12 protein-coding genes are annotated in these 21,091 nt (G+C 56.0%); 9 read left to right on the top strand and 3 right to left on the bottom strand.

The genetic code is table 11. The features are described from left to right. Positions 1–3,862 (bottom strand): hypothetical protein (locus tag VMJ32_13045; GenBank protein HTQ39948.1); only part of this gene is annotated, 3,862 nt, incomplete at its 3' end. Positions 3,863–4,459: 597 nt separating this feature from the next. On the opposite strand from VMJ32_13045, the gene VMJ32_13040 reads away from it, so the two are divergent. After that, complete coding sequence (locus VMJ32_13040) at positions 4,460–6,289, top strand: S53 family peptidase (GenBank protein ID HTQ39947.1); 1,830 nt, start codon at positions 4,460–4,462, stop codon at positions 6,287–6,289. A gap of 30 nt (positions 6,290–6,319) precedes the next feature. On the opposite strand, the gene VMJ32_13035 is transcribed toward VMJ32_13040, so the two are convergent. Then, the gene (locus VMJ32_13035) at positions 6,320–7,216 is read right to left on the bottom strand and encodes a metal-dependent hydrolase (GenBank protein ID HTQ39946.1); all 897 of its coding nucleotides are present in this window, start codon (positions 7,214–7,216) and stop codon (positions 6,320–6,322) included. A gap of 83 nt (positions 7,217–7,299) precedes the next feature. Beyond that, positions 7,300–7,557 (bottom strand): hypothetical protein, encoded by a 258-nt coding sequence (locus VMJ32_13030; protein ID HTQ39945.1) that lies wholly within the window; start codon positions 7,555–7,557, stop codon positions 7,300–7,302. Positions 7,558–7,990: 433 nt separating this feature from the next. Between VMJ32_13030 and VMJ32_13025 the strand changes: the two genes are divergently transcribed. The 8 genes from VMJ32_13025 to leuC all read left to right on the top strand — a co-directional run bounded on the left by VMJ32_13025 (position 7,991) and on the right by leuC (position 21,055). After that, entirely contained in the window at positions 7,991–9,817 is a 1,827-nt protein-coding gene (locus VMJ32_13025) for a hypothetical protein (protein HTQ39944.1), read from the top strand. A 297-nt stretch (positions 9,818–10,114) separates the two neighbouring features. Further along, positions 10,115–12,151: an HlyD family efflux transporter periplasmic adaptor subunit gene (locus VMJ32_13020; GenBank protein ID HTQ39943.1), complete on the top strand. Its 2,037-nt coding sequence runs from the start codon at positions 10,115–10,117 to the stop codon at positions 12,149–12,151. A 150-nt stretch (positions 12,152–12,301) separates the two neighbouring features. After that, positions 12,302–13,240, top strand: a complete 939-nt coding sequence (locus tag VMJ32_13015) for an HlyD family efflux transporter periplasmic adaptor subunit (protein HTQ39942.1) — start codon at positions 12,302–12,304, stop codon at positions 13,238–13,240. Positions 13,241–13,328: 88 nt separating this feature from the next. After that, positions 13,329–15,563, top strand: a complete 2,235-nt coding sequence (locus VMJ32_13010; GenBank protein HTQ39941.1) for an efflux RND transporter periplasmic adaptor subunit — start codon at positions 13,329–13,331, stop codon at positions 15,561–15,563. 90 nt (positions 15,564–15,653) lie between these two features. Beyond that, positions 15,654–16,643 carry an SDR family oxidoreductase gene (locus VMJ32_13005; GenBank protein HTQ39940.1) on the top strand — a complete coding sequence of 330 codons (990 nt, stop codon included), beginning with the start codon at positions 15,654–15,656 and terminating at the stop codon, positions 16,641–16,643. A 189-nt stretch (positions 16,644–16,832) separates the two neighbouring features. Beyond that, positions 16,833–17,384, top strand: coding sequence for a hypothetical protein (locus VMJ32_13000; protein HTQ39939.1), 552 nt, complete (start codon positions 16,833–16,835; stop codon positions 17,382–17,384). Between the two features lie 256 nt (positions 17,385–17,640). After that, positions 17,641–19,449 carry a protein kinase gene (locus VMJ32_12995; protein HTQ39938.1) on the top strand — a complete coding sequence of 603 codons (1,809 nt, stop codon included), beginning with the start codon at positions 17,641–17,643 and terminating at the stop codon, positions 19,447–19,449. A gap of 187 nt (positions 19,450–19,636) precedes the next feature. Beyond that, a complete protein-coding gene (leuC, locus tag VMJ32_12990) occupies positions 19,637–21,055 on the top strand; it encodes a 3-isopropylmalate dehydratase large subunit (protein ID HTQ39937.1) in 1,419 nt (472 codons plus the stop codon). Positions 21,056–21,091 lie beyond the last annotated feature (36 nt).

Here is a 21,091-nt window from a genome sequence, read left to right as displayed (position 1 = left end):
CCTCGCCCAGCCGTCCCGAACCCGGTGCAACCACGATGTCAGGAACGCCGTCGCCGGTGACATCGGGCACGATTTCCGCTCTGACGCCGCCTTTGAAAGTTGTCTCGTAAGCATCGAAGCTGAACAACACGGTATTCGTTTTCACGTCGTACAGCTTCACCAGAGGCGCGCTGGCGGTGCCGGGGTCGGCGGCTTCAACGAGCAACGGATCATTTTCGAGTTCACCCAGCAAAGTATTCATTTGCTGTTGCTGCTGACTCTGTTGCTGTTGCTGGGCAACTTGCGTCAAATCTGGAACCGTGGTTTCGATATTCGAATACGTGATTGGTCTCTGACCGCTCGTAAAGGTCAAGGTGCCGCCGAATGGTCCGTTGGGCGTTAGTTTCGCTCCCTTGGTGCCCGTCAGATCAACGTTAAGAGTGTCTCCCGGAATTGTCGTGGGGAGCTGGCCATCAATCGTGATGGCAGCCTTGCTGTTGGGCGTGACGAGGAACGTGTTGGCTCCCTGGCTGCCGATCACCACGATGTTATCGAGCGTGCTGTCGAAATTGACGCCGCCAAACGTGGACGAGTCGCTGACCGACGTTGCGCCAATGGTGTAGTTCTTGGCTCCGTTGGTGCCGGAATCGTCCAGCGTCAACGTGTCGTTGCCGTTGCCGCCGATGATCGTGTGCGGATCAGTAATGGCATCGATATTGCCATTGCCTGACGGGCTAATAATCGAAAGCGTGCCGAAGACGAAATCATCATCCCCCGCGCCACCAATTAACGGACCGGTGCCGGTCCAAGCGGCGATGTAGAAGTTGTCATTTCCTGCGCCGCCGGTGATCGAGCCGTTTCCGTTCCAAGCGGTAATATTGAACGTATTGCCTCCATCGCCGCCGACAAACGTCATATTGCTAATGCCACTAATGGTTGTGCCTGTGGGAATATTCGTACCGACGATCGATTGTCCAACCGATATGCCCGCCACGGTAGAAACGGTAACGTCGGTGCTGCCACTGGTTGTGGTATAGGTTACAGGCACAATGTTGGCGCCAATCGTCCCAATAAGCGTTGCATTAACCCCGCTGCCGGTGGCTACCGTCGAAAGCGTAATCGTCGTGGTGTTGACAATGGCGGCAATTGTCGTGCCGGTGGCAATATCGGGCCCCACAACTGCCTCGCCGACAAACAGTCCGGCAGTGCTGTTCAGCTTAGCGGTTTTGCTGCCGCTGGTGGTCGCCAAGTTGACGGCCGAACCGGCGTAGCCCGACGCCGAGCCGGAACCGATAGCCGGCAAAGATAAAGTGATGTCGGTGGTGTTGACGTTGAAAACATTGGCACCAAAACTACCGGTGAAATCGAAATTCCCAGTGCCCGTGAAACTTTTGACGTTGAACAGGTCGCCGACGAACCCGCTGGCATCAATGCTCACGTTGCCGACCACGGGGGCCGTGTCGCCGATATTGAAGGTATCGCCGCCTGCCAATGCGGTAAGGAAGGCATCGCCGGACCAATTTTCGACCGAAAACGTATGCGGATCGATTCCCCCGGTGATGTCGGCGATGCTGACGCCCCCGATAAACTGAATCGTATTGCCCAGTCCGTCGGTCAAGCTGCTGTCGGTCAAGGCCCAGTTGGTATCGTCGCTGACGGTCAAAGTGTTGGTTCCCGGGCCACCGTCGTAGGTGAGCGTGCCCCCCATCACACCCGGCGTTAAATCGATCGGGCCATTGATCGTGAGCGAATCGTTGCCTGGCCCGAGAATAATGGCCAGGTTTTGCAGTCCGTCAGCATAGCCAGCAGTTGAATCAATCGCGACTGAGTCGTCTGTCGCACCAAGCGGGTCTTGAACGGTTACCGTGCCGATGTTTGTAAATTCAACGTTACTTACACCAACCGGGATCGGTGATAAGGTTGTCGGGCCTGCGGTACCGTCGATCACCATGTCGGTTTCTCCGACGGAAGGCGGCAAAACCAGATTCGAACCGTTTTGGCCTGTGATCGTGAAATCATCGCCCATGAATTCTGGCATGGTGTAGGTCAGACTGTTGAAGTTCTCCAGATGAATGGTGCTATTGTCTTCGAACTCGGATGCCACAAGGAGGGTAACGGAGGTCGGCCCCACAATCTCCATGTCCGTTTCGTAACTAATAGCGAAATTGTAGGTTTGCAGATTCATGTTAGACGGCGCTACGGCGACGGATTGCGTACCATCACCGGCCATGGACAAATTATCAACTTGTCCATTCGTCAAACCTTCTCCGCCAAAAACAAAGACCTCAAATAGATTGTTAAAAATTGCGGGATCAATGGAAATTTGATCCGCATTGTTTCCGGCATCAATCAGTAAAATACCGCTCGAAAGATCAACCGTGTAGCTATATGGACTAGCCGCGCTCGTCATGTAACCAGTGGGATTCGCGGCATCGTATGCAAACGACGAAATGAACGACGAATCGGCAAAGGAAGCGTCGGAGTATGGCGATATCGTGACATCCGCCATAGTAGGATCTGCGGCATCGGCGGTGATATCGATTTTGTCGTACGCTCCTGTCCCCGTAATGTACGCGTAAACGCTCGGCCCAATGTCCGGATCATTTACAAACTGTTCATACGCATTTTGAACATCCGTTGGGTCTTCGTTCAAACTGCCCACCATCGTATAGAAATTTTCGAAAAACGGCATGTTGAAATCAGTCGGATATTCGTTCCCCGTGTAGGGGCCCTGGCGCATGACGTCGGAACTGTTCAGCATGTCGATGTTCGTATCGAAAAACGAGTTCCATGGCTTCGGCTGTCCATCGCTGGTCGTAGAGAGTCCCCAGGTTTCTGCCGCACCCTGAGCCGCAACTTGCGCAATGGTGACATTCAAATTAATTGGAGTGACCGCCGGATTGGCTTGCTGCGCTAACCAATGATCGAAGATGGTGTCGGCATTCACCGCGACTCCGCCGTCCGAATATCGCAAAAGCCCGTTGCCCGATGGGTCGCTAGGATCCATATACATGGGATCCACGAAGCGCTGCGCAGGGTTGGTGGAAAGCTGTAATGTGTCACTGTCGATATCGTATGAGGTTGCGCCAAAAACGCCCAAAATTCCAGGATTCGCCGGATCCGACGCGCTATTTCCAATTTGAGTTCCGCCGATTGTAAAGCCGCCCACCAAAATGTACACGTCCTGATATTGGTCAGGCGCCATCGTGGTAGGGTTTGTCTGCATGGGGTTGAAAAGCGGTCCGCGATTGATCGTCGGTGGCATCGCCGTCGGATCGTACGTATTCGGATCGTATAGCGGATTATTTTCGCCTAAAAAATCTGCCGGATCGTTCACGGCCCCTGTCACGTTGACTGAACCAAAATGTGTTGATGTGACTTCCTCCACCGTGATATTAAACGGCAAAAACATTTGCGTAAGCATGTTCATAATTGAACCTTCCAGGAGGTCCAATTGCGACAACGGCGTTTGCGTGCCGGTTTGATACTCCCACGGGAAATCCGTTTGCATCTGGCTCAGATTGAAACTAACCCCCTTGTTGGCGAACAGCGTTCTTAACGGCGTGTAGGTAATGTTTGGGTTCCCTGCCACGTTAAATTCGGGCCCAAACACCCAATTGACGCCATTGTTCGGGGGTACATATCCCCACGTATCCCAGCCGCCTGCGTTTCCAACGGTATCTTCAGGCATAGTAACTGTGTTAAGCCGCGTGCCGAAGTCAACGAAGACGGTATTCGTCAGCAGGCGGCGGTCTTCAAGCGATTCGACTTGAGCCAGTCGCGTGAAGCCTTGTAGACGGCCCCTGCCCTTGCGGCGAGCGCGCCGCGAAGTGCGAAAACGATTAAACCACGATGCCAACAAACCGCGCTGTTCCGGGAGCATGGTTTTCTGCCTGTCGAGAAAGATGGAAACTTCAAAGGGGTGAATCTAAAGCGCCTGCCGCCAGCCGCGATTTGCGGTCCAATGCCTCTTCCAACTCCGGTGATGTTTGCTGCCGATGGTTTCGCGATCCAAGGCGCAGAAAGCCACCCCACGAAGCTATTTTCACCAAAGTTTGCAAATCGGTTGCCTGATGCGTAGCGCCCCTGAGGCCACGCATAAGCTTCTAGTGTCGTCAACACTTGCAGCAATGTCAAGTTAATTGCAACCGTGTGTTTGGATGGATGCCACCCAGGGCCAACCGGCAAAAACCAAGTTTGAAAGGGGCATTTCGAACCCCACATCAACCCGGCGACTGCATCCTGCGCAGACTTCCATCCAATTCCCCTTTTTCAAACCCCGGCCACTGCCAGTAGTTCCGTTTTGACTTGCTTTTTTGAAATCAGTAGTGGTCTGTTTGAGATCAGCACCGTCTTAAGATCAGCCCAGCGCCTTGACGCCGGAGCGAGTCGCCGTCGTCAATTTGGCAGATAGAAAATCGACACTCCTGGAATTCTCTACGGAAAATGTTGACCTGGAAGATTATCGTAAGTACAACCAATGGTTGGCATTTTGATTAGGGCCGTGGGGGGCTTTGTCGTTGGGCGGCAGCGCACATCTGATTGGCATCTTACCAGAGCAGAGAGCAACATGGCGCATTTCACAAGCACATCTACTTCGGGGGCAACTTCCAATGGCCGAGTTGGACGCCGGCGCTTTTACCGCTGGCGGCTGTGCCGGTTTGAGCACCTCGAAATTCGGCAAGTGCTGAGTGCTGCATCAGTATCCACCGAACCCGTGGCGACGCCGGATATCGTCATCCTTCCGTCAGCAAAGCCCAATTTGGCTCCGCTCACCCCCGAGGGCTTTACCCCGACTCAAATTCGTCAAGCTTATGGGTTTAACAGCATTGCATTTCCAGGTGGGATTCAGGCCAATGGCAAGGGAACCACCATTGCCATTGTTGACGCGTTTAATAATCCAACGATTGTGAGCGATTTGAACACATTTGATACCACATTTGGTTTGCCCGCTCCGCCGAGTTTCAAAATTGTCAACGAGCACGGTTCGACATTGTTGCCAACCAACAACACCGACTGGGCGGGAGAAATTGCTCTAGACGTGGAATGGGCACATGCCATTGCTCCGGCGGCCAATATTTTATTAGTCGAGGCAACCGACAACAGCCTTCCTTTCTTGGGCCTTAGCAATCTCGAAATTGCCGTTAATTATGCGAAGCAAGTTGCCGGGGTGGTGGTGGTATCGAATAGTTACGGCGGACAAGAATATACGTTGACCGAAAGCGCAGGGGATAATGTCTACACCACGCCAAGCGGTCATGCCAATGTGTCCTTCGTCTTTTCGGCCGGCGATACAGGTGGGCCTGCCGCGTATCCCTCGGTTTCTCCCAATGTTCTCAGCGTCGGCGGCACTTCTTTGATCTTAACACCTTCTAACAATTACTCCGGCGAAACGGTCTGGAATAATTTAAGCGGCGCGGGCGGTGGTGGGCAGAGCGGGCTACTCACGCAAGATCTTCTTACTGGTGCATTTTCTTTGTCGATACCTGCGGAGAATGTGCCAAGCTATCAGGCAGGACTTGGCCTCACGGGACGAGGAACACCGGACGTATCTTATGATGGCGATCCTGCTACGGGCTACGCGGTGTACTCGTCCTATGCGTTTGGAGGCTGGGAAGAAATTGGTGGCACCAGCGCCGGCGCGCCTCAATGGTCTGCATTGATTGCCATCGCTGATCAGGGCCGAGCACTTCAAGGAAAGACGTCATTGGCCAACGTTCAATCCATCATCTATAAATTGCCCAGCGCCGATTTCCACGATATTACCATAGGCAATAACAATTTTTATGGCACGATATTTCCTGGCCAGGGCTATAATTTGGGAATAACCGGAAACGCGGCGGGCCCCGGCTACGATTTGGCTTCGGGCCGCGGCACGCCATTAGCCAACCTCGTAATTCGAGATTTGGTATCCTTTAATGGTTCAACCTTTGTGTCGCCCATGACCCGCACGATCGTCGGTGGCAGCAATGGATCGTGGTACTTTTTTGGCAAATCGCCAACCAAAGCAACGGCCTATAGCGATTCTGAAGACGGGGGCTCAGCCTTAACTGCTGACACTGATGTGGACGACGGTGCATCCATCTCCAGAGATGCTTCTTCGTTGGATCAGTTTACGAATCCCGATAGCAATCTCGTTTCCTCGGCGTCAACAGCCGGATCCCTCCGTTATGACGACACCGCGTCGCTGCAGCTCGCTTCCGATTCCCACGATGACGGCACGTATTTGTCGCGCCACTTCCACGGAATGTATGACGCCGATGCAGACAGTTCCAGCGCCGTGCTGGATGATTTCTTCGCAACTGTTTAAACGACTGGCTCGGATTAGTTCGTTGCCGGTTTAACGCGGTGTGCTGGCGGCGACTTTTTCGCGCGAGTTTGGCGAATCTTGGTGGCGGTTATCAAGCGGGCCAGTTTCAGGTTTCGTTTCCCGCTCCGCAAACGAAAAATTCCGGCTCTGGCGGAAAAACCGCAGCGGGTTGTCGTACACAATCTGGCGGACCAGCGACTCTTCATGCCCGCGCCGCCGCATGGCCAAAATAAAATCGGGCACGGCGGTGGGCTTGGACGGTCCCCAATCGCCCGCGGAATTCACCAGTAGCCGCTCTGGCCCGTGCATTTCGACCATGTCGACAGCCCGATCCGGCGTGCATTTACTCACCGGGTACAGCGTCATGCCGGCCCAATAGCCGCGATCCAGCACCAGGCGAATCGTGTGTTCTTCGGTGTGATCGACCAGCACGCGGCCTGTGTCCAACTGGGGAAAATCGGCCAGCATGTCTAAAATCATCCGCGTCCCTTGGTACTTATCTTCCAGGTGCGGCGTGTGAATGAGGATTTGCTCCCCCAGCCGCTGGGCCAGTTGCACGTGTTCCAAAAATACAATGGCTTCGTTCCGGGTGTTTTTGTTCAGGCCGATTTCGCCAATTCCCAGCACGCCGGGCAGTGACAAATACTCGGGAATCATAGCGATGACCTCACGGGCCAGCTTGACGTTCTCGGCCTCCTTGGCATTGATGCACAACCATGTGAAATGCGCCAAGCCATACCAGGCGGCCCGCTTGGGCTCGAACTCCGTGAGCTGCCGAAAATAATCGCGGAACCCGTCCACGCTGCCCCGATCAAACCCGGCCCAAAACGCCGGCTCGCTCAAACCGACGCAGCCCATTTTGGCCAGCAACTCGTAGTCGTCGGTCGTCCGCGAAACCATGTGAATGTGCGGGTCGATGTAATCCATGGCGGCGGAAAGGTGAAGGAGTGAGTGGTGAGTAAGTCCCGAGCAGGTTTCATCGCGTTGCAGTGCGGAGCGGTTGTTTATGCTTATTCTACTCCCAGCGTTTCTTTCCAATCTGCGTCGTAGGGACGGGAGAAAATCATCTGCACCTTTTCCGCCCGGCGCGGACCTGAGCCAGATAAAACTTCGATCGCCTGATGGACGCCGCGCATTCGCGGATCGTTGGCCACAGTGCCGGTAGCCCGGTCGATCCGATCTAACTGTGCTGCCGCTTGGAGCAATTGGGCGCGAAGTTGCAAGAACTCGCATTCAAATACATCAGCTGCTTTCGAATGAGACGGCATAGCGGCATTCTCCCATGCGTGCGGTCGAAGTGATGAATAATTTGGTGTCTTGAAGCAGAGTCAGACCGCTTTGCCACAGAGTCTGGCAAATCAGCTTAGGAAATCATCCTAACTCGGTCATTCTACCCGAACCACTGTGTGCCAGGCACCAGGCCGGACAGCTAGCAAGGGCCATGCAGATTTGCTGTCAAACTTTTCCCAGGCTACCCAAAACATACCTGAAACACCCTGACTTTGCCGTCTTTGACGTCGGTATGACATTTTCCAATTGAGTTGAATGGCCGGTTGTTCCGATGAAACCGGTTATAAGGGGGCTCGCCGAGCGCTGCCGCAGTGCTTTGTCGGTGCCTCCTGTCCCAGTTAGAAAGCCCAACCCATGCCCAATGCATGGCGGAGCGGGCACATTGCCCGTTGTAAGGGGTGGAGATCACCGATGACACGATTACCTCTGGCTCTGGTTGGATTTTTGTCCGCCCTAATGGCGACGATCGCCAGTGCGCAGTCGTATCCTCAGCCGTACCCAATGTATGGCACCGGCCCAAACCCACAGGCAGCATACGCCCCGGGGTCGATGTCTCAGGCCGGTTACGCTCAGCCGATGATGCCGCCGGCAGCCTACGCGCAGCCCGGAATGCCGCCAGGCACGTATGGATACGGGTATGGCCCGAATACCGGCGGCGGATATCCCGTCCTGCCGGCTGGTTATAACTACGGCGCAATGCCCGCTGGCGGAATGTATCCGAGCTTGCCCGGCAATGGCATGTATTCCGGCACTGGCTACAACGCAGGGTATACCAATGCCGGATCTGGCCAGGGTTATGCTGGCGCTTACGGGCCCAATGCAATGTCTCAGGGAATGTACCCGCCTGCTGGCCAAAATCATTCAGGGATGTCCGGCGGGGCGAATCAGGCGTCGAATCCGACGCAATCGGCGCCGCAAGATAAAGAATATCATGGTCCCCAGGGGCAAATCGCCAAGGCCTCGCCGCCTCCGATGAAACTGCCGCCGGGCGTGACCTGCGAAAACGGTTTGCTTTACTACAAGGGGAGCGCCCATGCCGACGTTAATTACCAACAGTTCCCGATGGGAACTGCATCGAATAACCCGTACCGCATGGCGTCGTATCAAGCCGGGGCGGAAAACGGGATGGGCTCCCCTTCCAGCGTGTTGACGCCGGGTTCTAATCCGCAAGGTGCAGGAATGCCCATGGGCAATGGCGGCGCAGGTACACAGGATGCAAGCCAAGGAAATGGCCAGTGCCAATGCGATGGCGATCAGTGCCAGGATTGTGGCCCCGGTTGTTTCGGTTGGCTGTGTGGCCTGTGCCACGGGTCCATGTTTCCCGGAAAATTAGGTTACTGCTGGAACGCCGGCTACGACAATTTGGCCATGACGCGAAATGCCGGAACCAGCCGGACGCTTGTGTTATTCGATAACTTCGACGGCACGTTCACGCCACTCCTTAATTCCAGAGATGTGACTTTCGATTGGGATTACGGTGGCCGTGCACATTTGGAGTTGATTGGGCCCAGCGGCATCACCTACCAGGGCACCTACACAAAGATTGCCACGTTTGCCGCACAGCAAAGTGTCGGAAGTCCAAACTCCGGTAACGCCGACCTGGTTCTGCCTGGCGAGTTGGGCGGTTTTTCCAGCGCGTTCCCGGCCGGGTTCTTCGACGTGGATGCCGTGACATTTCGATATCTCAGTGCTATTCAAACCGGCGAGTTTAACTTGATCTTTCCGTTTGGCAGCTTCGAGATACTCGCCGGATATCGTTACATGGAAATTGATGAACACGCGCAATACTTAACGAATTCGCTAGCCACGGGAAACGGCTTCTACGACGCCAATTCGTTGAATAACATGAACGGCGGCCAAATCGGCATTTTGGGCCGGTGGCAAATGTTCGGTCTCCTCGATTTCGATTTCGACGCCAAATTCGGCGTCATGGCCAATGCCGCGCATGAGAACCAGATTGCGTTTGACCCTGTCGATCAGTTCATTGGCCCGGCCAGCGGCTCGAAAACCCGTGTGGCTTACGTGACCGAACTGGGAATCCAAGGAGTAATTCCGCTAGGCTCCTCAGTGAGCTTCCACGCCGGGTACAATGTGTATTTCATCGATCGTGCGGCACTGGCCCCTGATCAATACGACTTTAATAGCTTCGGTCTGACGAGCGACGGCGGCACGCAGGTGAACAATCACGGCGACATTGTGCTGCAGGGCATCAATACTGGCATCACTGTCGTGTGGTAGCGCCCGCAGACAGCGGCCAGACCCATTTGCCGCAGCTTCCGAAAAACAGCGTCTTCTCGGCCCGATCTGTCCGGCAGTTCGGGCCGTAATTGTTTCCAGGCCCACGGTAGTTTGCCATAGCCTGCCGATTGTGCCGATTGTATTGGCATTTAAGACCTTGCGTCTCCAGCCAAACCAACGGATACTAAAAAAAGGCGGACTGCCGAATGCGATCGGCGGCATCCAGGTGGGTTCATGTGCCCTTGGATGCATTCGTGCCGTTAAACTCTGACCAACGACTCCTGGCGGCAGCGCCGAATGAGTACTGAACAATCGTATCAACCCGAGCTGGTCGATCAAACGCGGCAGCAAATCCGCGGCTTGGTGCAAGAGATCGAAGGGTTGGCCCGGGCCGAAGTTTCGCCCGAAGAATTTTACGAGGGTTTTTTGCACCGGGTGGTGGCGGCGCTGGCTGCCATTGGCGGCGCTGTGTGGACGTTGGACGAAGAAGGACGTTTGACCCTCAGCGCCCAAGTCAATCTGGCTGAAACCCGGTTGCACGAAAGCCAAGAGGAGCAACAACGCCACGGCAAGCTGCTGCGCAAAATTCTCACCGGCGGACAAGGTGCAGTTGTGCAGCCTAAGTACGTGAATGCCGAGGACGATTCGGCCAACCCCACCGACATGCTGCTGGTCCTGGGGATTTTGAAAAGCGATCAGGAAACCCGTGGGCTGGTCGAAATTTTCCAGCGCACCGGCGGGCGTCCGGCCGTGGAGCGAGGCTATCTGCGGTTTTTGATGCAGATGTGCGATTTGGCGGAAGATTTTTTGAAAACCCGCCAGTTGCGGCTGTATACCGATCGCCAGGCCATTTGGACGCAACTGGAACAATTTACGCTGCTGGCGCATAGCAGCCTGGAGCCGCGAGTCACTGCGTACACTCTGGCCAATGAAGGCCGGCGGCTTATTGAGTGCGACCGTGTTTCGCTGGCCATTCACAAAGGTCGTCGCAGTCGCATTGAAGCCGTCAGCGGACAGGAAACGTTCGACAAGCGATCCAACACCGTAACCATGCTAGGGAAGTTGGCGACGGTGGTCGTCCGAGCCGGCGAGCCGCTGTGGTACACCGGCGATACCCGTGATTTGGCGCCGCAAGTGGAAGAAACGGTTGAAGCCTACGTGGACGAATCGCATTCGAAAACAGTCGTCGTGCTGCCGTTGGCCAAACCACACGATAAAGAAGAGCAAGAGGTGGAAAATCAGCCGCCGCACAAGCCGGAATATATTGGCGCGCTGATTATCGAGCAGATCAATACGGACGGCATTCCAGCCGCCATGCGCCGCCGCATCGATGTTGTGGCCGAGCACGGCTCCATGGCGCTTTCCAACGCGATGGAGCACAACAGTTTGTTTCTAATGCCGGTGTGGCGCACGTTGGGTAAGTCCAGGTTTCTCGTAGCCGCCCGCACGCTTCCTAAAACGTTGGCAGCCGTGGTGGCGGTCGTGGCCATCATCACCTCGCTTTTTTTCGTGCCGAAGGAATTTGAATTGCACGGCAAAGGCACGCTGGAGCCGGTGGTCAAGCGAGATGTGTTTGCTCAAGTCGACGGCCTGGTCCTTCAGGTTTTGGTTAAGTCTGGTGCTGACGTTAAGGCCGATCAGCCCCTGGTGGAATTGCAAAATACCAAGCTCGACTCGGAACTGGTCGATATGATTGGGAAGGAAGCGGCCAACGACGCCAAAATTCATGCGCTGGAAAACGCAGGCTACAACGAACAACTTTCCGCCGAGGACCGCGCCAAAAACGAAGGCGAGCTGGCCATGGCCCGTGCCAGCCGGAACGAGTACCAGCAGCAACGAGAATTGCTTGAAGACGAAAAGAAAAAACTCACCGTGCGCAGTCCGATTGACGGCAAAGTGGTCACGTTCAAGTTGGAAGACCTGCTGAACAATCGCCCGGTGGAAAAAGGGCAAGTGCTGATGACCGTGGTCGATCCTACCAAGGATTGGGAGTTGGAAGTGCTAATGCCCGAAGACCGTATGGGGCACATCAAACATGCCGAAAAAGAATTGCACAAGGAAGATTTGGACGTCACCTACATGCTCAATTCCAAGGCGGGCGTCTGGTTGCACGGCACGGTCAAGGAAATTCAGCAAAAGGCCGAAGTCGAGGGGGAGGAAGGCAATACGGTGAGGTTGCTAGTGTCCATTAACAAGGCCGATTTGAACCCGGAAGTGCTCATCAAAGGTGCCGGCGTGTCGGCGAAAGTCGATTGCGGCCGCCGCAGCTTGGGCTACGTTTGGTTCCACGATGTATTTGAGTTCATCCAATCGAAAATTCTTTTCCGTTGGTGAGGCGAAAATGCAGCGACGGCTGTCCCCAGCCGTTTTGTTTGAGAAAACTGCAGGCGTTTGGGGACAGACGTTTCTACCGATTCCAAACTAGACCGCGACCAAGCAGCGGACTCACCGAGAAAAACAGCGGATTTACCCGGAGAAAGTGCCATGCGAACATCCATTTTTCTATTCGTAATTTGCGCTGCCGCGACCACGATCGCTTCAGGCCAATATCCGCCGGCATCCAGCGTGGCCGCTAATTCGCCCGCCGCCGGCGCCGCAGCGTCATCGGCCAACGTCACGGTCGATCATTGCGAGGTCAGGCTCGATGAAGAAGCCAAGGTTCCTGCCCAAGAAGCGGGTGTGCTGACAAAAATCAATGTTCGCGAGGGAGATCAAGTGCCTCTCAATGCGCTGCTGGCGCAAATCGATGACATTCAAGCGCAAAAACAACGCAAAAACGCACTGGCCGAATTCAATGGAGCGTCCGAAAAATCGAACAGCGATATCGATATTCGGTACGCTGCCGCCACATCCGACGTTGCCAAGTACGAATACTTGCGCGATCAGGAAGCCAATAAAAAGGCCGCCGGCTCGGTCTCGGACGTGGAAATGAAGGAAAAAGAATTTGCCTGGCACAAGGCCGATTTGGCCATTGAACAGGCGCGCAAGCAGCACACGGTCGATGGCTTCACCGCGGAAGCCAAACAAGCCGAAGTGGAAATGGCCGACGAATCGATCAAGCGCCGGCAGATTGCCGCGCCCATTGACGGCGTAGTCCAAAGAATTTATTCCCATTTGGGCGAGTGGGTCAAACCCGGCGACATCGTGGTCCGCGTCATTCGAATGGATCGGTTGCGAGTGGAAGGCCGGCTAGATATTGCCAAATACAGCCCTGGCGACGTTGCAGATCGTTCAGTTGTAGTGCAAGTGGAACTGGCCGGCGGTCGCAAGGTGCAATTCCCGGGCAGAATTGTGTTCGTCGATCCCGAAGTTCAAGGCGAGCTTGAATACGAAGTCCGGGCCGAAGTCGACAATCGCAAAGAAGACGGACAATGGCTGCTTCGACCCGGCATGCCGGCCACCATGACCTTTCAACTGAAATGACGGATGACCCAGCACCAATGACCAATTAGGGAATATTCGCCGATTATTGGTCATTGGGATTTTGGTCATTGGCCATTTATCATTTTCCATGCCCACCCTTGCCGATAGTCTTGTTTCCTCTTCCGCACGGCCGCTGGCCATTCGCAAACGCCCCGATTTGCAGGTGACCCGCCAGCGCTACCAGGGCCGGCAATACTGGATCGTGAAAGACCCGGTGGGCTTGAATTACTTCCGTTTTCAGGAGGAGGAATTCGCGCTGTTGAATTGGCTTGATGGGAAGACAAGCCTGGATGACCTTCGGCAGCGGTTCGAAAAGGAATTCGCCCCACAGAAAATTACCTTGGAGGAGTTAGGCCGTCTGATCGGCATGCTGCATCAAAGCGCCCTGGTGATTGCTGCCGTGCCGGGACAAGGCAAGCAGTTGCTCAAACTGCGGTGGGAGCGCAAAAAGCGCGAATTTTGGGGCACCGTTTCCAATTTGCTGGCCATTCGCTTGAAGGGAGTCGATCCGGAACGGTTTTTTAATTGGCTGCAGCCGAAGGTAGATTGGTTCTTTAGCAAACAAGCCGCGTCCTTTTGCCTGTTGCTGTTGGCCTCAGCTTTGACATTAGTGCTGGTGCAATTCGACACGTTCCGCGCCAAGCTGCCTGGGTTTCACCAATTCTTCGGTCCCAGCAATTGGATTTGGCTAGGCGCGGCGATGGTATTCACCAAAATTTTGCACGAGTTTGGCCACGGGTTGTCGTGCAAGCATTTCGGCGGCGAATGTCACGAGCTGGGCGTGATGTTCCTGGTTCTCACCCCCTGCTTGTATTGCAACGTTTCCGACTCCTGGATGCTGCCCAATAAATGGCATCGGGCGTTCATCGGCGCCGCCGGCATGTACGTGGAAGTATGCATTGCTTCCATTGCTACGTTCATCTGGTGGTTCAGCGAGCCGGGACTGCTGAACAACATCTGCTTAAGCACCATGTTTGTCTGCTCGGTCAGCACGGTGGTGTTCAACGGCAATCCGTTGTTGCGGTACGATGGCTATTACATTCTGTCCGATGTCCTGGAAATTCCCAACTTGCGGCAGAAGGCCACGTCGATTCTCAACCGTAAACTAGGCGAATGGTGCCTGGGGCTGGAACAACCGGAGGATCCGTTCCTGCCCACGCGTAATCAGTTTTGGTTCATGCTGTACACCGTGGCCTCCTCGATTTACACCTGGGTGGTCATGTTTTCGATTTTGTTTTTCCTGTTTCGGGTGTTTCAACCCTATCGTTTGGAAATTATAGGCCAGATCATTGCAATGGCGTCCATTGCCAGCTTGATCGGTCGGCCATTGTGGAGCTTGGGGAAATTTTTTTACGTACCGGGAAGGATCAATGAAGTGAAGAAGCCGCGCTTTTATGCCACGCTGGCCATCGTGCTGGGAGTCCTGGCCGCCATTGTGTTTGTGCCATTCCCCTATCATGTATTTTGTTATCTGACAGTCGAGCCGCAAAATGCCGATGCGGTGTACGTCGACGTGGCGGGTGAGATCGAAACTGTGCATGTCCAACCGGGCGACACCGTGCAGGCGGGCGCTCCGCTGGCCGACTTAAAAAGTTCCGAATTGGAATTGGCAATCGCCGATTTGACTGGGCGACGCAATCAGCTTGAGGCCCAAATGGAGGCCTTGCGATTGGAAGAACACGAAAATCGCAGGGCGGCCGATTCCATTCCCGAAGTGCAAAAATCGCTGGTGGCCATTGAAGAGCAACTGAAGAAAAAACAAACCGAGGTCGATCACCTGCACCTGGTCGCACATCGGGCGGGCATAGTGATTCCGCCTCCGTCCGTGCCACTCCACTCGCCGTCGGATGGCAAGTTGCCCAACTGGCACGGCACCCCGCTGGAGAAACAAAACATCGGCGCCACGCTCAAGGCCTCCACGTTGTTCTGCAAAATCGGCGACCCCGGAAAATTTGAAGCCGTGCTGGTGGTCGATCAGTCCGATATTGATCAGGTGTTTCCGGGGCAACATGTGAAGATCATGCTCGACGAAATGAAGGGCGTTACCTTCCGCAGCGAAATCACCGAAATTTCGAACGAACCGTTAAAGGTGGTTCCCAAGGCGCTTTCCAACAAAACCGGCGGCAGTATTGAAACCAAGCCCGACGAAACAGGTCTCCTGCGTCCGGCCAGTGTTGCTTACGAAGCCCGCGCCCCACTGGAAGACGACGAATTAAATTTCCTGACAGGCCTAAAAGGGCAAGCTAAAATCGACGGTCCCTGGCACTCGCTAGGCTGGCGTTTATGGCGATTCCTACAGCGCACGTTCCATTTCAAGCTGTAGCGTCTGGCTTCTCGCCGTTGTTGTAAGGTAGAATTCTCTACAGCGTTGGCAATATACCCCTACCCCTGACTGTACACCCAATCACTTTGTATGCGTAAAGTTCTTGTGACCGGCGGCGCCGGCTTCATTGGTTCGCACATTGTCGATGCACTTGTCGAACGCGGCTTGCAGGTTCGCGTGCTCGATAACCTTTCCTCCGGTCGGTTGGAAAACCTGGAGCAATCACGCAATAAAATCGACTTTTTGGAGGCTGATTTAACCGATCCCGTGGCCGTGGCCCGGGCTGTCTCGGGAATGGATTGCATTTTTCACCAGGCGGCGATTGCTTCGGTTCCGCGCAGCATCACCAAGCCGTTGGAAACCCACGCCGCCTGCGCCACGGCCACCCTTACGCTGTTAGATGCCGCCCGCAAAGCCGGAGTGCGCAGGGTTGTTTATGCCGGCTCCAGCAGCGCTTACGGCAACGCGCCCAAGCCGACCAAACAAGAAACCGATTTGCCGATGGCCATTTCGCCCTACGCGGCCGCCAAGCTTGCCGGCGAACTTTATTGTCAGTCGTTTGCCGCGATTAGCGAAGTGCAAACGGTCGCCTTGCGATATTTCAACGTGTTTGGTCCGCGGCAAGATCCCAATAGCGAATATTCGGCGGTCATTCCGAAATTCATCACCACGCTGCTGTCGGGAAAATCGCCCACGATTTTCGGCGACGGCAAGCAGTCGCGCGATTTTGTGTTTGTCGCCGATGTCGTGCAGGCCAATCTGCGCGCCGCCGAAGCCGAAGCGGAGCAAGTTTCCGGCCGTGTTTTCAACGTGGCCACGGGCCGTCGTGTCACGCTGCTGGATTTAATCGCGCAGCTCAACAAGCTGCTGGGAACCAGCGTCAAGCCCAAGCATGATAAGGAACGCCCCGGCGACGTTCGCGAAAGCCTGGCCGATATTTCTGAGGCCCGCAAGCATTTGCACTACGAACCAAAAGTCGATTTTGAAGAAGGGCTGCGCCGCTCGATCGATTATTATCGCTCGCTCATTCCGGTGTCGGCCAAAAAAAGCTCTGCCGCCAAAGCCGTCGCTGCAAAATGACGAATGACCAAGCACGAATGACCAATTGCCAAACCCTCATTGGTCATTCTCCCACCCTGCCGTTTTGCATGCTTGTCTGACGCCAGCGGAGAAAACTTCACAAAATCCGGAAGTGAATCTTGCTGGCGCCGCTAGCCGAACTAAGAAACAGGGAGTTTCTGCGCCGAACATCCGCCAAGGAGGGCACCGGTGTCCGCGGCAAGTGGCCTGAAAGTTTTCTGCTGGTGCTGGCTGTCGTGCCCCAAAAGCGACCGCACACTGTACCGCCTCGTCCGTAAACACAAGCCGCATAAGATCATGCTGCTGGGGCTGGGCGACGCCGTCCGGCCGCAGCGAATGATTTCGTTGGCGCAGCGGTACCACCCGGCCGAGCAAATTCACTTCGCCGGAATTGATCCGTTCGATGCCCGACCGGCCGCCGCGCCCCCTTTGTCGTTGAAAGCGGCCCATCAGTTTTTGCGTCCCACCGGAAGTAAAATCCATCTTTTTCCGGGGTCTCCACACGAGGCGCTGGAGCGGGCCGCCAATACCTTGCACGGCATCGAGCTGGCGTTGATTTCCACCGATCAAAATGCCGAATCTCTCGCCCGCGCTTGGTTCTCGCTGAACCGGCTGTTGACGCCGCAAGCGTTCGTGCTGCGGGAAGAAATGTGTGACGATCAACCGCGGCTGACGCCTCTTTCGCGTGCCGAAATCGACCGCCTAGCGGCTACTGCCGCCCCCCGCCGCCGGGCGGCCTAAAACGCTCTGGATCGAATTACCTCATCGCCATCTAGAAAGTGTCCAGCAGGCAATTTCGGTAATCGACGGCGAATGCGTGGCCGCATGGCTTAAATCGGCCGCACTTTGCAATTCTTTGTTCCTGTTTTCCACGAAAGACCGTCGCCAGCCGCTTCTCGGCTGGATATGATAAATGTCCCTTGGCAGCCGGAGTGTGACGAGTCCGGCTCCACAGGCTGAAAACTGACATTGGTCAATCGACGAAGGACCACGGAATATGTCTTCCAATTCGTCCAATCATGCTACCGTTGTGGCCGCCGGTTTGCCGCTGTTGGGCTCTGCCGAACACTCGCATTCCGGCCCATGCTGCAAAGTTGCCATGTGCGAAGGCAGCAGCCCGCACATGTCGAAAGAAACCCGCTCGCTGCTGCGCAGTCGGCTGCGCATGTCAGCGTTGTTATTGGGCGGCGGGTTCGCGGTCTTCTTTCTGCGGCAATTGTTCTTGGTCAATTATCATAGCCCGGAAGAAATGTTCCTACTCCTTTTTCACGGGCTGACGTCGCTGTTCCTGCTTTTGATCGGTGGCCGGCTGTGCCAGAAGTGCACTTATGAACTATCCACATTGCGGATTGCTGAGTTGATCATTTTCGGCGTTCCGTCGCTGTATTTTATTGCCATGCAATGGGTGGCCATCCGCAGCGGCGATCCGTTTTTAATTGGCATTACCGCGCCGTGGATGCTGTTGATTCTCACCTACTCGCTGTACATTCCCAACACCTGGAGGCGCGCCGCTTGGGTGCTCGGCTTGTTCGCGGTTACCCCAACAGCCATTTGCATTGTAGCCGCGGTCATGCTTCCCATTTACGGGAGCATGGTTGGGCCGAACATCATTTCCAAGATTTTCATGACCATGGCGCTAGCCGCGTTCATCGGCACTTGGGGAGTTCACACCATCAATCGCTTGCGGCGCGAAGCGTTCGAAGCCAAACAGTTGGGGCAGTATCGACTCAAGCGCCTGCTAGGCGCCGGAGGCATGGGAGAAGTGCATTTGGCCGAGCATCAACTGATGAAGCGCCCTGTGGCCATCAAGCTTATCAAGCCCAGCAACGCGGCCGATCCCACGTCGTTGGCCCGCTTCCATCGCGAAGTGCAGGCCACGGCCAAGCTCACGCATTTGAACACCATCGAAATCTTCGACTACGGCCACACCGACGACGGCACGTTTTACTACGTCATGGAATACCTGCCCGGCAAAAGCCTGGCCGACCTGGTCGAACAGCACGGGCCCATGGCTCCGGCCCGAGTGGTGTGGTTACTGGAGCAAATCTGTGGTGCCCTGGCCGAAGCGCACGGCCTGGGACTGATGCATCGCGACATCAAGCCGGGCAACATTTTCGCCGCGGAGCGAGGCGGCGTTTATGATGTCGCCAAGCTGTTGGATTTCGGCCTAGCCAAGCCGCTGATGACGGGCCACGGCGATGTCACGCTTACGCAGCAAGGTTCGATCACCGGCTCGCCGCTGTTCATGGCGCCAGAGCAAGCGGCCGGTGACGGCGAACCCGATGCCCGCAGCGATATTTACGCGCTCGGCGCGGTGGCGTACTACTTGCTGACGGGTCATCCGCCGTTCGAAGGCGACAACGCGGTGAAGGTGTTGCTCGCTCACGCTAACAAAAACGTGACGCCGCCATCGAAGCTGCAACCCGGCATTCAGTCCGAATTGGAGCAGATTGTCCTGCGCTGCCTGCAGAAGAAGCCGGCCGATCGTTTCCCCGATGTTGCCACATTGGGCGCGGAGTTGGCCGCGACTCCGTTGCACGGCCGGTGGACTGCCGCTGATGCGCAAGCGTGGTGGCAAACCAACGGCGGCGTCAGCCGCGATGGCATGCCCACGGTGGCCGGTGCAGCGGACCATACGGTTGTCGGCGGCATTCAATCGAGCACCGGCGCCGATCCATCCAGCGGCGACGACAGCGAAGCCGGCGCAGACGTCGCCTCGAAAGGCTCCCGCACTCGCGGCTCATCCGACGCCACCCAAGCCGATCTGGCCCACGACAGCGCCAGCCACAGCGCGCTGGTGGGGTAATTCAGCCCTTGGGACGGCTGTTGCCATTAACTTACAGCCTGCCATTTCTTTCGGTATACTTGAATGAGGCGAAGCGACGATCGGTTCGCGTGACTCCGCCGAACCGTATTTCGTTCCGCGTGTCATTTGGTCAATCTAAATTCTGAACCCTGAGCCCCCAGCCCCAAGCCCCTCTCCACTGAATGCCATGCCTGCCGCCCCTCGCACCATGTTCGAAAAAATCTGGGATGCACATGTGGTGCATGCCGCACCGGGACAGGAAACCCTGCTCTACATCGATCTGCATTTGGTCCACGAAGTGACCAGCCCGCAGGCGTTCGAGGGATTGCGATTAGCACACCGCCGGGTGCGTCGCCCGGAACTAACCGTCGCCACGCCCGACCATAACGTGCCCACCACCGATCGGCGGCTGCCCATTGCGGACCTCATTTCCGAGCAGCAAATCAATACGCTCCGCCACAACTGCCGCGAGTTCGGCATTCGCCTGTACGATTTAGACAGTCCGCAACAAGGCATCGTGCACGTTATCGGTCCGGAACTGGGATTCACGCAGCCGGGCCTGACGATTGTTTGCGGCGACAGTCATACCGCCACGCACGGCGCGTTCGGCGCGCTGGCCTTCGGCATCGGCACCAGCGAAGTGGAACACGTGCTGGCCACGCAAACCCTGCTGCAATCGAAGCCGAAAACGTTTGAGCTGCGGGTCGATGGCCAACTGGGCCACGGCGTGACGGCCAAAGACGTCATTCTGTTTCTGATTGGCCAAATCGGCACGGATGGCGGCACCGGTTACGTCATCGAATACACCGGCCCGATCATCCGCAGCTTCAGCATGGAACAGCGCATGACCGTGTGCAACATGTCGATTGAAGCCGGCGCACGGGCCGGTATGATCGCGCCGGACGATCAAACGTTCGAATATCTCAAGGGTCGTGAATTCGCCCCGCAGGGAAACGCTTTCGATGCCGCCGTGGACCGGTGGCAACAACTTCCCAGCGATTCGGGCGCAAAGTACGACCGGATGGAAGTGTACGATGCCGCCGACATTGCACCGCAAATCACCTGGGGCACCAATCCCGGGCAGGTCGTGCCGGTGCTGGGAAGCGTGCCCGATCCCGCGAATTTCGAGCGCGACGATCAACGCAAAGCCGCCGAGCATTCGCTCAAATACATGGGGCTGGAGCCCGGCAAGCCGATGCAATCGCTGGCGCTGGATCGCGTGTTCATCGGTTCGTGCACCAACAGCCGCATCGAAGACTTGCGGGCCGCCGCCGCCGTGGTGCGCGGCTATCGTGTGGCCGAAACGGTCGATGCCATGGTCGTGCCCGGCAGCGGGCAAGTGAAGCAACAGGCGGAACACGAAGGCCTGGATCGCATTTTCAAAGAGGCGGGCTTCGATTGGCGCGAAGCCGGCTGCAGCATGTGCCTGGGCATGAATCCCGATATACTGACCCCCGGCCAGCGCTGCGCCAGCACCAGTAACCGCAATTTTGAAGGCCGCCAAGGCAAAGGGGGCCGCACGCATTTGGTCAGCCCCGCCATGGCCGCCGCCGCCGCCATCGCCGGCCACTTTGTCGACATCCGCCACTGGGATTACAAAGGATAGAGTCAGGGGCGAGAAATAGATGCCAAGATTTTTTCG

The organism is Pirellulales bacterium, assembly GCA_035499655.1.
GTDB lineage: Bacteria > Planctomycetota > Planctomycetia > Pirellulales > JADZDJ01 > DATJYL01.
This window is presented reverse-complemented; position numbering and strand designations above follow the sequence as displayed.

Excerpts from the sequence above, each read along its gene's own strand:
- VMJ32_13015 (HTQ39942.1), top strand. The coding sequence starts at position 12,302 with ATGCGAACATCCATTTTTCTATTCGTAATTTGCGCTGCCGCGACCACG.
- VMJ32_13010 (HTQ39941.1), top strand. The coding sequence starts at position 13,329 with ATGCCCACCCTTGCCGATAGTCTTGTTTCCTCTTCCGCACGGCCGCTG.
- VMJ32_13035 (HTQ39946.1), bottom strand. The coding sequence starts at position 7,216 with ATGGATTACATCGACCCGCACATTCACATGGTTTCGCGGACGACCGAC.
- leuC (HTQ39937.1), top strand. The coding sequence starts at position 19,637 with ATGCCTGCCGCCCCTCGCACCATGTTCGAAAAAATCTGGGATGCACAT.
- VMJ32_13025 (HTQ39944.1), top strand. The coding sequence starts at position 7,991 with ATGACACGATTACCTCTGGCTCTGGTTGGATTTTTGTCCGCCCTAATG.
- VMJ32_13020 (HTQ39943.1), top strand. The coding sequence starts at position 10,115 with ATGAGTACTGAACAATCGTATCAACCCGAGCTGGTCGATCAAACGCGG.
- VMJ32_13005 (HTQ39940.1), top strand. The coding sequence starts at position 15,654 with ATGCGTAAAGTTCTTGTGACCGGCGGCGCCGGCTTCATTGGTTCGCAC.
- VMJ32_13040 (HTQ39947.1), top strand. The coding sequence starts at position 4,460 with ATGGTTGGCATTTTGATTAGGGCCGTGGGGGGCTTTGTCGTTGGGCGG.
- VMJ32_12995 (HTQ39938.1), top strand. The coding sequence starts at position 17,641 with ATGTCTTCCAATTCGTCCAATCATGCTACCGTTGTGGCCGCCGGTTTG.
- VMJ32_13030 (HTQ39945.1), bottom strand. The coding sequence starts at position 7,557 with ATGCCGTCTCATTCGAAAGCAGCTGATGTATTTGAATGCGAGTTCTTG.